This window comes from Chitinophaga sp. YR573 (assembly GCF_900110995.1).
GTDB lineage: Bacteria > Bacteroidota > Bacteroidia > Chitinophagales > Chitinophagaceae > Chitinophaga.
Genome location: NZ_FOJF01000001.1, coordinates 3674431 through 3689831 on the forward strand (window position 1 = coordinate 3674431; position 15401 = coordinate 3689831).

Consider the following 15401-nt stretch of genomic DNA (forward strand, 5'->3'; position numbering starts at 1 on the left):
CCGCAATTTTTGCTGATAATATATTTATACTACTACGCTGTGATAATGTTGCAGCCTGTATGCTGTCTCGTATAATTTCTATAGGATAACCCCCAATATTTATAGTTTATGAAACCATATGCAAACAATGACGATCCCTTCAAGTGCCCTAATACACAGTTTTTTGGGGAGAGCGTACATTACCGGATGCCTGAAGTTCCGATTAAGCTACGTGAACTAAAACAAAAATATGATGAGCACGTAACCACTGATCCACATACTTGTTTAGACAAGTTTGCGGGGGAGATGGTAAGTTCCCTTCATATTAACGTTAATGTACAGGATGTTAATTACGATCTGGAAAATAAACTTTGGTGTAATGATTAAGTACCAGTTGCCAGGTAACCTGGTTAAAAATTCCATTGTTGCAGATAGGCTGCCTCATAAATACAGACAGCTAAGGTTTTTCTCAGATGACGTCACCATTTATTGTATAACCGGCTCCTGGGGGACTATGATAATCCAGAGCGGGCTTCTGGCAGGCCATTATTACAGTGAGCAATACCTGTACCCTTTGGTGGATATGGAAATTACTATGATAGCTGAAACTAACCTGGTCTGCCTTCATTTTGTTTACCAGGGCGCGGTACATCTGACCGGATCTGCAGGTCGAATCTTCCTGCTGGAGAAAAAACAGGCCATGCACTATTTTCCGGCGGAGCAGTCTTTTAAGACCACTATTATCTCCGGTAGACCATACCATTCTATCTTCATCGTTCCGGCTCTAAATATGCTTATAACACTAAAGGACACCTATTCGCCTTTAGGCCAATTAATGGACAATTTGGAACGTAAAGGGGAAAAGCACCTGGTATTGCCTTTTGAACGACTCAAAGTAACGACTAAAGCAGAAATCCGGAAGATAAAAAAAAGCCAGTTGACAGATGCGGCCGGAAGGTTATATTACGATAGTCGGGTCTGCGACCTCGTGTTAGCATACTTGGATAGTATAGGACGTCCAAAAGGGGAGAAGAAAGCGATTACTGCGTACAGCAGACGGATTGATGCCCTGATTAATCAGATTAATAATTTCCCGGAGAAAGACATTATTATTTCAGAGCAGGCAAGCAAAATGGGGATTTCAAAAAGGCTGTTGGAAATTGCCTTTAAAGAAAAGTGTGGAATTAACCCGAAACTTTACATTCAGATACAACGGATAGAGAAGGCTAAGCAATTATTTGATTCCGGCAGTAAGCAGGTGGGAGAAGTGTGCGAGCTTGTGGGATATATGGACCAGTCTTACTTTACGCGTGTGTTTAAAAAGAATACCGGAAAAACACCAACCGAGTATCTGAACAATATAGCTAGCCTGGACAATTAGGACTAGAATTTTTTAGTATGAACAGAAAAATTTCACGATCCCACCAAAATCATGTCGGAAATACTTCCGACATTTGATTTAAGAAAGACAGAAACCTGTAACCCGATATAAATAATGGTTTCTTTATTTATTGTAAGCCCAACATATCAGCATTATGGATGAATTGATTTTACCCCAATCACTATATTTTACAGACTATAAAACATTAAAGGTGTTTTAGTATTCATCATATTCCATAGATCGTTAATCTGATCTAACCTTGCTTTTTTGCACTTCATAAAATAAGGAATTGATCTATCGAGATTTAATGGTAGGTGAATTTGATCAGAGCATGTTTCTTGCAAGACATGTAGGATTCACCTACCCATTCCTTAAACTATTTTACTTTTCCTCTCCTCAGTTTACCAAGATTATTTATTGAAATAACGTTGTAATAATGCCGATCCTTATAATGCCTGGTATCGGAATTATTAAAGCAGAGTAGCTATGCAATAGTTGCAATATCAGAAATTATAAAGATTGTATTCCAATGAAAAAAGCAAAGACAATATTAGCAATTATATCAGTAGTTGTAGTTGCAAATGGAGTATTCGCATTCAAAATTTCAAGAATGCCGATAGTTTGGTATAAGAATGATCCGTCCGGATTAAATTGTACAATTCCAACAACCTTTAAATATACAACGAGCATTGATATCTCGGTTAAAATCTATCAGATTGAAACTTTTCTGGATACGTATGCTCATTCAGGATCCTGTACAAGAGCAGTAGGATTTACAACATTGTAAAACGTGCGTAAATATAATAGCATGCGAGCAAGAATAATACTAACAGTGATCTTTCTAATTACCTCTACTACAGTAATGGTAGGTATTCGTGGCAGTAGGTCGTACCATATTATGTACAAGGTTGGATTCAGTAACATTTGTACTTCTCCAACTATAACACCGTATACTACAAATGTAATTGATGCACTTGATGGCACTCCGATAGTTCAAAATTCATTGTATACGACATCAGTATTCAGTACAACATGTCCATATACTATAATTTATCCTGCAGATGCTATTGCATTAACGACCAAGTAAATGGTTTAAGTAATAATGTTGAGTTTAATTTAAGACAGGAAATGGGAAAATTATTCATAATTAAATCATCTAAAAAATATAACTATGTTTAAAGCAAAATTTTTTTTGGTAGTCATTTTTTTCTTTGCAATTCTGGGAGGATTTGCCGCATTTAAAACTTCAAGAATTCTTCATGTATTCTATAAAACAGGTCCTAATGGAGCTTGTACTGTTTCAACTCTTACCCTCTATACAACTGACCCTGCACTAGCGATTGGTCCACCTATAACAATAACTTTATTTAACCCCTCCTCCCATACTGGAAATTGTTCGACAATTATATTGTACCCGGCTCTATAGAGTATCTATCGACAACAATGACACTTGCCAAGTAGTATTCAAAATTCACGATAAGTTCAGACAAGGATAAATGATAGTAAATAAGAACATTTTTTGTTTAAACCTAAAAAACACCCATGTCAAAAGCAAAATACTTAGTGATAACAATTTTTTTACTTACAATTCTGGGCGGAGTTATGGCGTTTAATACATCAAGATTGAATCATCCATTTTTCAAAAATGACGCTGCTTGTCGTTGTATTGTTCCAGCCGTTGCCACTTATACAACTGATCCAGCCCTTGCAATTGGTCAAATAACAACTATATCTAGTTTAAATACTTTTTCACACATCGGATGTTGTACAACGATATTTGTGTACCCTGCTTTATAAAGTAGGGGATTGACAAATGATAAATCATAGTTAAAGATTTAGTAACAAAATATTAAAATAAGTTTCGACGTCGAATAAATGGGGTAGCCGAAAACCATGAGAAAAGAGTAGGCATTTTAATTTATTAAAGTTTAGCCTTTTGATTTAGAAAGGCAAGATTACCATGAGAAAAGCTAAAATAGCATTATCAGCAATCGCAATTTTTGCAGTAGTTGGCGGAGCTTTTGCATTTAAAACATCAAGAGCTGTACATCCATTCTTTAAGCTAGATGCAGCAGGAACCGTATGTACAGTGCCTACAACTGCTTTCTATACGTCAGATCCAAACCTGAATATAGGAATAACGACTACACTTTCTACAATTAACACTTTTTCACATACAGGTGTATGTACAGCCACCATTCTGTACCCAGCTCTGTAACTGCAAAAATAAAGGCTAACTAGTTAGTTAGCCTTTATTTTTTATAATGAATTTAAAGAAACTCAATACTCCAAACCTCTTTCATATCTAGCATCCTTAGCTTTAATACCATTTTTCATCCAAATTGGACAAGGGCCTTTTTTAAGATAAAAATTAAAGAACTGTAACATTCTTGTGCTAAAATCTTTAACCTGCTCAGGATCAAATATTCCATGATTACCATCTCCATATTCCAGCAACCAAACTTCCTTCTTTAATCTTCTCATCATCAGATAAAGCTCGCGAGCTTGTTCAAAAGGGCATGCATCATCAACTGTGGTGTGAAAGAGTAGTAATGGAGTCGAGATTTTGTCAACGCTAAAGATTGGAGAAACTTTTACAAATGCAATAGGATCTTCCCAAATTAGTTTATCCATACGCATTTGGCCCCATGTAAATGATGTATAAACTGAGCTAAAGTGGTTGCTTCCATAACTTATCATATCAGTTAGACTTGATGCAGCACAAATTGCCTTAAAACTATTTGAGTGTGTAAGTATATAATTTGCTTCATATCCACCAAAACTACATCCCTGGAGGCCAATATTATCCGTATCAACCCAAGTATAGTTTTTAAAATGCGCTATTGCAGACTCCACAGTTTGAAGTGCATTTTCTCCAGTCTGATTAGGTTTGTAATAAATATCCGGTTTAAATAATAAATAACCATTATTAACAATAACTGCAGGATTTACATCACAACCATTGCAAATTGGTTCTGGTGGGATGTATCCATGTAGAGAATTAGATAGTTTTTCATATATATATACAATCATTGGATACTTTTTTGTTGAATCAAAATTCTCAGGTTTATAGAGAACGCCCTTAACTAATTTTCCATCTGGCAAAGTATATGAATGAAGCTCCGTTTTATACCATAGATAATTACGTTCAGGAGCAAGATCTGTAATTTTATTAAAATCAATAAAATTCCTGGTGCTGTAATAATTTGGAAACACATCACTACTTTCCCTTTTTACTATATATATATCCTTTTCAGAGGCTTTAACTGGCTTTAAGCCGCCGTTTTCATCAGCCTGATAGAAGGGCAAATAGTAAATAAAAGGCCCCATCGTTAAAACCTTAGGATTAGTATTATGTTTCAAATCAACACTATAAAATCCATTGTCTTTGTTATTTATATTTAATGCACTTAGAATAACATTACGATCTTCTATAATGTATCCATTAGTACTTATCATTGTAAAAACAATACTGTCTTTGGCTCCGTATCCACCGGTAATGTTTTGTGGCGTTCTACTACCTGATAAATCGAACTTCCATATATCGTAAGCGTCATAAATATATACTGATTTAATATCCTTGCTCCATCCTGCAATCCCCCGCTGAAAATCTGGAAAATAACTAGGCATTTGTGTATTATAAATAAATTTAGAACTACTATTAGTAAGTCTAATTAAACTATCAGTGAAAATCGAGTAAGAGAAATATGCTAAAGAATCACGATCGTAATAAATAACATACTTCCCATCGGGTGAAAGCCTATAGTCATTAAATGGATTTATTGTTTCAATTTTTGTCAATCTTCTTCTATGTCCATCTGTTAAATTTACTAAATACCAATCTTTTTTACAAGCAGGATTCCATGCTATTTCTTGATAATAACAATCTCCAAAACTTTGATTAACAAGTACACTTTTGCCCGCACTTGATACTGGTAAAATATCATTCCATCTATCATTTTTCTCCTGAATCCTTGTAAGGGTATGACGTTGAATGTTTACCGAAGCTCGGTATTCGTCTGGCTCTATTTGTTCTTTCTGCACTGATTGAATTACTTCATCCTTGTAATTCCAGATAGTTAAGTTTAGTTTGTTAGGCTTACGTTTGGGCTCATCTCTTCCTATCTCCTTTAATTTAACAATTACATTGTCATCATTTCTAGTAAAAGACATAATACCTGATATTTCATAATCCGGATATCTATTATTACTTACTGAAAAACTGTCCTTATTGCTGAAATTGAAGAATAAAAAACGTTTTAAAGGGCTTACTAATTCTGATGTTGTAACCAAACATACCATCAGATTGCTTTTCTTATTGAAAGTTAGAGAGCTCGCTTTTTCACCTGACCAAATTTTTTCCACCTTCATACTGGTCAAGTCCAGTAATGAAAAAAACTGCTTTGCATTCCCGGATAAGGTATCAGATCCTTGTACCAATAATTTTTTCCCTTCATCGACAAAATAATAATCGATAATGTTAAATAAAGTAGCATTCCCTCTCCCGCCAATTAAAGAAAGACTATTGCCTTTTAAACTTGCAATCCAGGTTTTGCCATTGTGTTCTGATACCTTGAAGGATGTATTCCCTAAATAGTATTCTTCTGATTTACCAAGCTCAATCACGCCTAACGAGTCATTCCCCTTCAGGAAAACTGCTTTGCTATTGGTTATCTCGGCTTCATAAAAATGGAAATCCAGGCTAACTATTGATTTTTCCCAGCTAGATGTAAGCGACTTAATAATTAAGGTGCTCATATTGACAGGATAATTATGTATTTCATACATAATATAATTCCCATTCGGTGATATTTTAGGAGGTCTTAGATCTGGCCAATTGTAATAAGCGGAATCAATGGCCCTCTTTTGGCTAAATACAGTTAGATTAAAAATTGTAAAAATGATTAACAACGTATTTCTAAAGAACGTAACTTTCATATTGATCTTTAATGTAAAATATTTAAACATGAAATTATGCTATATGGACTGACGTAGGTTATCAGTTTGACAAAAGATTATTACTTCCAAGGAATTTCATTATTCAACATTTTTTGATATACCTTCTGTGTCGATTCATGAAACGGGGGATCATTTTTTGAAAGTTCCAGCGCTTTCGCCTCCCACAATAATGCCTCTCTCTTATTCCCAGATTTATACAGGAGATTGGCATAAGTGTCAAATGAATAAGGATCATTTTGATCAAAATTATCAATGCTGTAACGCATTGCAGCAATCGCTGTATTTATGACACTTGTATCTATAACATTCTCGACAACAGGCCAGCTCATATTATTAATGTGCAGAGAATTCCGCCCCGTTATAATCGCCTTGTCAAAATATAACTTATAGTATTTACCGAAATTAGTCCAGTCTTGCTTATCTAAATAGTAGAGTACATTTGTAAGCCATAATCTTTCTTGACCTAACGCTCCATATTTAGCAGTAAGATCCGTTTCAAGCTCAGGCAAATTGACATGCTGCAGATTTAATGCAGGGGCAATGTCACTATTGTAGATACATGTCATTATAGAACGCTCTGCAACATTTCCTCCCAGAATAGAATCAATAATACCTATATTATTTTTCATTATTTGAAATCCACTACCCGAGACATTGAAGGTCATCTTTCGGATAAATTTTAGATTTATTTCAGCAAATGGACTTCTGAGTTTACTTATATACAAATCTGATACAGATGTAGCAAGCGAAGAATCTTTATTTTCAAGCGCCATTATAGCAAGCTGTCTTAGAAATGCAGAGTCCTTCTTTCCATCTAAAAAAAACTTTTTCCTTTCCCCGAAAGAAAGGATTGTATTACTGGCAATCTCAACGTTTAATTGAAAAGCGGGTGTTTTTTTAGACGACAGTAATTTGGAATTAATTTCATGATATACAAACAGTGGCAGCTTAGCAATCTTGCGATCATAAGTTATTAACCCATTCTGCTCTGTTTCCACATCAAATGGTTGGGTATAGATCGAGGCACTAACCCCACCTTTTTCTAATGCTACCAATGAATCAATCATTTCTGAATACTGTTTCTTTAGCATCAGCGGTGAAACCAAGCCATCATAACCCCACCCTGCGGCAAGATCATCCCATAAATGTCCCTCGATAGGAACTCCTATCCCACCAAATTCTCCAACTACCTGCGCTTTACCTGGCTGTAACACAGGGTTTCTTGGATATGGGTATGAATGAACATCAGTCATGTCCGAGGATTGATACGGCGAGTCTGATGGCTGGTGTAATTGATTGTTTACATATAATAGCTCCCCCGAGTGACCATTTACTAACCTGGAAGGATCTGTTACTTTCACCAGCTCAGTGATCCGTTTTTGATCATATTGTCCCCACCGCTCATTGAAAACAACCCAGGTAGTGATACTTGGATTATTGTGTAACTGATCCATGGTCTCAAGCAATTCTCTTTCATATTCAGGTTTGGAACCCTCTGGAAGACTTTGGTTTGGATTAACGAAATCCTGCCATACCATCAGACCAAGCTTATCAGCGTAGTAATACCAACGAGCAGGCTCAATTTTTATATGTTTGCGTACGGTATTAAATCCCATGGCTTTTATAGCCTTCAAATCAAATGATAGAGCGTCATCGGTTGGGGCTGTATATAATCCATCAGGCCAAAATCCCTGGTCCAGTGTTCCTAAATTGTAGACATATTTATTATTCAAGAGTATTCGGCTCTTCCCATCCGCTGACTTCCCTATCGATATCTTACGCATACCAAAATAGCTTTTCACTTCATCTACCATCTTGCCATCTTTGACCAATCTAATGTTAACATCATATAGATATGGGTCATTTGGAGACCATAGATGAGCATTATTTACAGGCACTACAATTTTTGTATCAACGTTTCCCTTAATAGTCGTTCCATTTGGTGAAATGATCTCAACTATACCTGTATATTTACTATCAGAGGAATGAACTTCGACAAGAAGTTGGCTTTTGTCAACATCAGGTGTTAATTTGAAATTCTTTATATAATTGTTAGGAACAGATTCCAACCATACTGTCTGCCATATTCCAGATGAGGGCGTATAATAGATATTGCCAGGATTTAATACCTGTTTGCCATGTGGTCCTATACCCTTATCTGTTGGATCATATACTTTGACAAGTATTGTATTTTTCCCATCAATTAACTTATCTGTTATATCAAAAGTAAATTCGGTATATCCGCCAGTATGTACTCCAACTTCTTTATCGTTGATATATACAGTTGCTTTCCAATCAACAGCACCAAAATGGAGTAAAATTTTCTGATTCGACTTGATCTTTGGTTTATCAAACGTTCTTTTATACCAGAGTAGTTGATCAGGCATCAATCTTTTCTTCACCCCTGACAGTGCTGACTCAATAGGATATGGTACCAGTATAGAACCCTCAAAGGCCGTTGGGATATTTGATTCTTGGTCTGTTATCTTATACTGCCAAAGTCCATTTAAGTTCAGCCAATAGTTCTTTCTGATCATTTGAGGTCTGGGGTACTCCTTCAACGGATGATCCGGACTAACTGAATCCGCCCACCGTGTAGATATGCCTATCGGTTGCATCTTCCAACTTATCTTATTTTGAGCATTAACTTGATAAACGCCGATAAAAAATATTGAAATAATAAAGGCAATTGCTTGAATAAAAAATCGCATGATTAATATAATGTTTGATAAATTGTATGTTTTAGTACCCCGGATTTTGTTTTCCTGATAGACTCGTATTTTTTGCTATTTCTGAGGCCGGAATTGGATAGAGCTGATCAGTACTTTGCCAAGATGCTCCTTTCTCGGGTTGAAGAACATTATCAGCATGATTTAATCTTTTCAGATCAAACCATCTGTGACCATATTCTGTAAAAAGCTCAACTTGCCTTTCATGAACAATTTTGGACATCAATTCAGCCTTGTCATTGTTATTAATCAAAGGTGCTAGACCTGCTCTAACACGAATAACATTAAGATCAGTTATAGCTTCAGGTAGATTCTCCAGTTGGGTTCTCGCTTCTGCTCGTATCAAATATTGTTCAGCGAGTCTTAATACCACTGTCCTTTCTGTTACCTCAGATCCTACATCATTTACTTTGTACTTATCCGGATAGTAATATTTAACGCCACCAGCTTCGACAAACGCCACCCAATTCTGAAAGCGCTGATCTCCACTTTCAAATGCATCTACCAAGTAGCTATTTAAATATACCTTATTAGAGAAATTATTGGGACCATCTGCAGGCAAGATGAAGAGATAGGCATCAGATGTATTGGTAACAGAACTACTCACAGATTGCAATTGCCAGATCGATTCTTTGCTATTAGCTAAAAAGACATTGTTTAAGGAAACCGTATCGTATAATGCGGTGTTTGCAATTACTTGGGACGATTCATTTTCGGCGTTTACCCAATCCTTTGTATATAGATAACACCTAGCAAGTAATGCTTTGGCAGCCCATTTGTTAGGAACTATACGCTCCGTTGAAGAATTTAATAATGTTCCGTCTAAATATCCATCATAAAGCAAACTATCAGCATCTTTCAAATCTAAAATGATCTGCTCGTAGACAGTATTTTGGGATGCCCTGGCTATTGAAGCGTTTTTCTTATAATCTGTTGTAAGTACTAATGGAACATCTCCGTATAGATTAACAAGATTAAAGTAATAGAACGCTCTAAGAAATTTACACTGTCCAACTAGTTGTTCTTTTACCGTTGGCGTCAACTCGCTGGTAGCGTCAAGTCCATCCAAAGCACTATTAATGGTATAAATAAGAGAAGAATAGGTATTAGTCCAGTAATCTGGTCCTAAATTTTGACTTGCACTCAATGAGTTTTTATAATATGCTGTAAGGATTGGGTCATCAGCTCCGCTAAAGACTGATAAATCATCTGCAGAGAGTGAAGCATAAAGAGATAGCGAAGTTACACCTGAATTTATTCCTTGCTGGCTCATTACAACATACAGATTATTTACGGCTGCAATAGCAGTTGCATCACTTTTAAAAACTAAACTTGAATTTGTACTCGTAATGGGAGGATTTACCTCTACATATTTAGTGCACCCAAAAAGGAATAACACTATTGTGATTAAAAGTAAATATCGGAAGGATAAGATTTTATGAGATAATTCCATTTCTTAAATTTTTTATAATGAAGCCTGTATTCCAAAAGTAAAAACCCTCAATGGCGGTAACGATGCATTTGAAAGCGTCTCTGGGTCCAGCCCCTTATATGGCGTTATAGTTAGTAAGTTTTGTCCATTAATAAAAACTCTGCACATATTCATTTTTAAACTTGATAGCCAACGCGCAGGTAAGTTGTACGATATAGAAACATTTTTAAGCCGCAGATATGAAGCATCTGTCCAATAGGCATCGCTTAGATATTGATTATAAAATGAAAAATAATAGTCGAAATCTGAAGCAGCATATCTTTGTACCGGTTTATTATCACCTTCCTTTTGCCATCTATCTAACACAGATCTTTGTTGATTCATTTTGGTGAATCCTGGAGGATCTGAATTTTGTGTGTTTTTCCCTAAATGTTTGAAATATTGTAAAAGGAAACTAATATTAAAATTTTTGTAAGTAATTGTATTATTTAGCCCCCCATAGTATTGAGGATTCGGATTTATCAGCCTTGAATAATTGGCAGGATCTGATCCAGGATCGTTAGTTACTTTATTATCTTTATCTAGGAATTGATATATTCCAGTTGTTTTATTTACGCCATTGGTACGATATGCTCTGACGACACTAGATGATTGTCCGATAACATATGCATTAGCGTAAATACTGCTATTTAAATTTTCAAACTTCGACACCTCGTTTTTGGGCACTGTTAAATTTAGATTTGTAGTCCAAGTGAAATCATTAGCTTTATAATTAATGGTGGTTAGTGATAATTCGATCCCGGTATTGGTAATTGTTGCAGGGAGATTTGCGACGAGACCTGCGATAGGCCCTGAAGTCGCTGGAAGTGGTGCAACCACCAACATGTTTGATGATGTGTTTTTATAATAATTTATATTGAGTAGTATTCGATCATGAATAAACCCCAGATCTAATCCTACTGATCTCTTTTTTGTTTCTTCCCACTGTAAATAAGGATTTGATAGGGTATTAATAGCTAATGACGTACTACCATTATAAGGGACATCAGGGTTATTATTTTGATATAAACTTAAATAATTATAATCACCGATCTGGTCATTACCAGTGCTTCCATAACTGGCCTTGAGCTTACCGTAACTTAAAATGGCTTGCTTGTGCTTAAACCAATTTTCGCTCGAAAAAATCCACGCCGCTCCAACAGCTCCAAAGTTGTGGAATCTATTCTGGCTACCAAATCTGCTACTGCCATCTCTACGACCGGTTAGATTAATAACGTATTTATCCAACCAATTATAATTTACTTGGAAGAATGCTGCATTATACTTGTACGTTGATAGGATTGCTGTACCTGGAAATGAAGTAATGGTTTTTGCCGCATTAATGTTCTCTAATACAAGGTCACTTGAGTACCCTGAGCCCAAAAGATATTCCCTACTACTATTATTCTGCTGGAGAGTAGCACCTACAACCGCATTTATATTCCCTGAAGCCAATTTATTGTTATAGGATATCTGAGGTTCTATTATCCATGACTTAATATCATTGTTATTATAATTTGCAGAAGGTGTATTGTATTTCCTATATTCTGGAGGTCTGGCGCTTTGAGGATATGTTACAATTTCATTTGTTGAAAGATCGGTATATCCAAAACTGGATTTTAATTCCAACCCATTTAGAACCTCATAGGAAATTATTGCGTTACTTATAAGGTTCTTTGCTTTATTGAGATATAAGGAAGACAATCCTGCAAGAGGGTTTGGGAAAATTGTACTTATATTCTGTGCGTTATTATTTCCCCAGTTTATACTACCATCAGGATTTTTCAGGTTAGGTGTATTGGGAGCAAGAGTCACCGCAGCAGATGTCAAATCCGATGTGGGCAGTTTGTTGTTATCAATTAGATAGCTACTGGATAAGGTGAATCTAAGCTTTTTGTTATTGGACAGAGCATCTAGGTTAAATCTAAATGCAACTTTTTCATCAGCTAAATTTGTTGAAAAAACGGTACTTTCCTTATGAATAGAGCTTCCGAAGAGATACTGTACATTATCACTCCCTCCGCTAATACCCATTTGCAGATCTCTGTATTTTGCATTTTTACCAATTAACTCCTTTTGCCAGTTCGTATTTTTCGTTGTATCCCAGGTACCATTTAGATCATAGTCTGTGGAGCCAACAGTCTGATTATCATTTGCAAATGCCTCTCTTCGCATCTCCAGATATTCTTTTGTGTTTAGTAAATCCAGTTTATGCGCAACCTGGCCGAATCCAGTTTGATATGTTACATCAACTTTCATTTTCCCACTTTTCCCTCTCTTCGTTGTGATAATAATAGCCCCATTTGCCGCACGAGAGCCATATATAGCTGTAGCATCTGCATCTTTCAATACCTCTATACTTTCTATATCGGCAGGATTAATATAGCTCAACGGACTCCCAGTAACTGGACCATTTCCGGCTCCATTACCAGAGAGTCCCAATGTATTGCCAATATTCGGGAGCAAAGACTGAGCGTATGGAACTCCATCTATCACATAAAATGGGGCACTACCTTTTTGAAGGCTGTTGAGCCCTTGCACAACAATGTTTACTCCTCCGCCAGAAAAGCCAGTTGACTGAGTAATTTCTATTCCTGGAATACGACCTACTGCTGCCAGAATTGGGTTATTGACAGGAGAATTTTCCATCTCTTTTGCAGTTACCTTGGATACGTTTCCAGTTAAAAAACGATTAGTGGTTTTGCTGTAAGCCAAGATTACGGTCTCATCGAGTTGTCCCACATAATTTTTGAGTTGTATATTTCCTAAGTTGCGCTTACTACCAACAGTAACATCCTTCGTCACAAACGAAATACTCGATATGGTGATCTTTCCTTTAACAGGAACATCCTTTAAACTAAAATCTCCACTGTTGTTTGATGTAGTACCAGAAGTTGTCCCTTTAATAATTATAGTAGCCCCAGGAATAGGGCTACCTTTTTCATCAGTAACTTTACCACTTATGTCAACCAACTTTTCAGTGGTGTCACTGGCGGCATCTACTCGAACATTGTTTGCTTTGGGGTCAGCTACATTGGAATTATCAGATTTCTTTTTAGTCGTTAATAAAATTGCTTCATCTTCGATCTTCCATTGGATGTCTGTTTTAGAAAATAACGTTTCCATCACCTCCTGGAGAGAGGCATTGAGGAACTTTACAGTAACCTTTTTGTTCTGATCAAATTCCTGACCATACCATACAATTTTACCCGTCTGCTTTCGCAATTGGGTAAATAGGTCGGAGAAACTTATACTTTTAGAGGTCAGTGTAAACCCTGATGTTCCCCCTGATCGTTGAGCTTGCGCACTGGCAAGCGCTGATGACATAATAATTAACAGGAGCATACATTGCATTATAGCCCTGCGACAGGATGTGAATTTTCCGATCATACAGCTGTTTGATTGACAGGATTAGGTAATAAGGTACTTTTCTTTACTTAAAATAATCGGGAGCTTAGTGATTAAACTGGTTGGTTTTGACACATGACATTATCGAAATTGGTTGATTATTTCCCCATTTAAGTAAAGCATCATATCCATGAGTCAAAAATTATCATTTTGTAACACTCAAAATCAAAGTATTTTCAAAAAATAATTTTTTTTCTTTCAACAACGCCGGGCATTACGGAAAATACGACATTGCAACCCAATAACAATAAATTAATTATCATGGAATTTCTTCCATCCTCAACCAAAATTCAGCTCGGAAAGTCTCCCTCAACTTTGCTGGAACATCGTATCCCCATAGCCCAGGTTGCTACCTTCCAAACGGACGATATCACTATTTTCTCTCAAAGAATTCGGCTCAAGAATTTTAATCTTCAGTTTCATATTATCGATGCAAAGAAGGATACTATTATTACTCCCTTCACAAAAGATGATTTGCTCACAGTTCATTATATGTTACGGGGTGATATTGACGCTTATCTGAAAGATGCCGGACTAATGCCTCTTCAAAGAGGGGAGTATAATATGTTCTGGGTCCCGGGTAATAAGTTTCACGAAGCAAAAGTTCTAGCTGGGCAGTATTGGAGTTTTCATATTGATCTGCAGCCCCATAGTATTCCCTGGCTGAGCCGGGATCTGGCATTCTTTAGTAAAATTCTTTCCTCGATGCAGCAAACCGGAGGAACAATCAATTCAGTTCCTTATCAAATTGAGTCGTTCGAGAAAGTAGTGATACTGAAAATTCTTTCTTATAAGGAGACTGGCGGGGATGCCCGTAAGTATCTGGATAATCTGGTTAACAACTTGTTTTTTACATTTCTTGATAAGTATCTGATTCCTATAATTCGACAACTTGCTGATGGAAGGATATCAGATAGTGATCTAGCCAATATTTTTGCTTTGATCGGACATATGGAGGTCAATATTGGGCAATCACATAATTTGCAAGGGATTGCCTCCAAGTTTCATCTTTCAATGGATACATTAGATTCCAGCTTTGAATTTCTTTTGGGGACACCTGCCGAGAAATATTACCATAACAAGCGGATGATGCGGGCGTTTGTATTGCTCGGTACATCAAATATGAGTATTGAAGGGATAGCTATCCATCTTGGATACAAAGATCATGAATTGTTTGAAAAGGACTTTTTTCAGTACTTTAGCAAGACATGTTCAGAAATTCAAGTGGAAGTGGAGTAGTCATGACTGAAATATCGTAGGATTTACGCAATTTTTTAAATGAATATATTTAACTTTGCTTCATCAGAATCAGGTTTTGATAAGGCCAGACATTGTAAAACAGCTTAATTTGTTCTTCTGTATATCTACTGCGGGGTTATGAACAAAACGATAAACACCAGATCTGGCTTTTGATTTCTTCTATTTATGTTTTCCCTTAAGCACTATTACAACAACAACTGAACAAGGGAATGAT

Annotated in this window: 8 protein-coding genes; 4 read left to right on the forward strand and 4 right to left on the reverse strand. The window is 36.3% G+C overall.

What is annotated here, in order from left to right; all coding sequences use genetic code 11:
* Positions 1-313: 313 nt before the first annotated feature.
* The 3 genes from BMW86_RS15655 to BMW86_RS15665 all read left to right on the forward strand — a co-directional run bounded on the left by BMW86_RS15655 (position 314) and on the right by BMW86_RS15665 (position 3578).
* Positions 314-1360 (forward strand): helix-turn-helix domain-containing protein, encoded by a 1047-nt coding sequence (locus tag BMW86_RS15655; protein ID WP_089782663.1) that lies wholly within the window; start codon positions 314-316, stop codon positions 1358-1360.
* Between the two features lie 1542 nt (positions 1361-2902).
* On the forward strand, positions 2903-3157 hold the full coding sequence (locus BMW86_RS32515; RefSeq protein WP_143056583.1) for a hypothetical protein: 255 nt from the start codon (positions 2903-2905) through the stop codon (positions 3155-3157).
* Positions 3158-3320: 163 nt separating this feature from the next.
* Positions 3321-3578, forward strand: a complete 258-nt coding sequence (locus tag BMW86_RS15665; RefSeq protein WP_089782665.1) for a hypothetical protein — start codon at positions 3321-3323, stop codon at positions 3576-3578.
* A 62-nt stretch (positions 3579-3640) separates the two neighbouring features.
* Here BMW86_RS15665 and BMW86_RS15670 read toward each other — a convergent pair whose 3' ends face one another.
* The 4 genes from BMW86_RS15670 to BMW86_RS15685 all read right to left on the reverse strand — a co-directional run bounded on the left by BMW86_RS15670 (position 3641) and on the right by BMW86_RS15685 (position 13864).
* On the reverse strand, positions 3641-6298 hold the full coding sequence (locus BMW86_RS15670; protein WP_177189274.1) for a S9 family peptidase: 2658 nt from the start codon (positions 6296-6298) through the stop codon (positions 3641-3643).
* An 80-nt stretch (positions 6299-6378) separates the two neighbouring features.
* Entirely contained in the window at positions 6379-9030 is a 2652-nt protein-coding gene (locus BMW86_RS15675; RefSeq protein WP_255372931.1) for a glycoside hydrolase family 2 protein, read from the reverse strand.
* Positions 9031-9061: 31 nt separating this feature from the next.
* The gene (locus tag BMW86_RS15680; protein ID WP_089782667.1) at positions 9062-10501 is read right to left on the reverse strand and encodes a RagB/SusD family nutrient uptake outer membrane protein; all 1440 of its coding nucleotides are present in this window, start codon (positions 10499-10501) and stop codon (positions 9062-9064) included.
* Between the two features lie 12 nt (positions 10502-10513).
* A complete protein-coding gene (locus tag BMW86_RS15685) occupies positions 10514-13864 on the reverse strand; it encodes a SusC/RagA family TonB-linked outer membrane protein (RefSeq protein WP_177189275.1) in 3351 nt (1116 codons plus the stop codon).
* 324 nt (positions 13865-14188) lie between these two features.
* Between BMW86_RS15685 and BMW86_RS15690 the strand changes: the two genes are divergently transcribed.
* Positions 14189-15166: a helix-turn-helix transcriptional regulator gene (locus BMW86_RS15690; protein ID WP_089782669.1), complete on the forward strand. Its 978-nt coding sequence runs from the start codon at positions 14189-14191 to the stop codon at positions 15164-15166.
* The last annotated feature ends 235 nt before the right edge of the window (positions 15167-15401 follow it).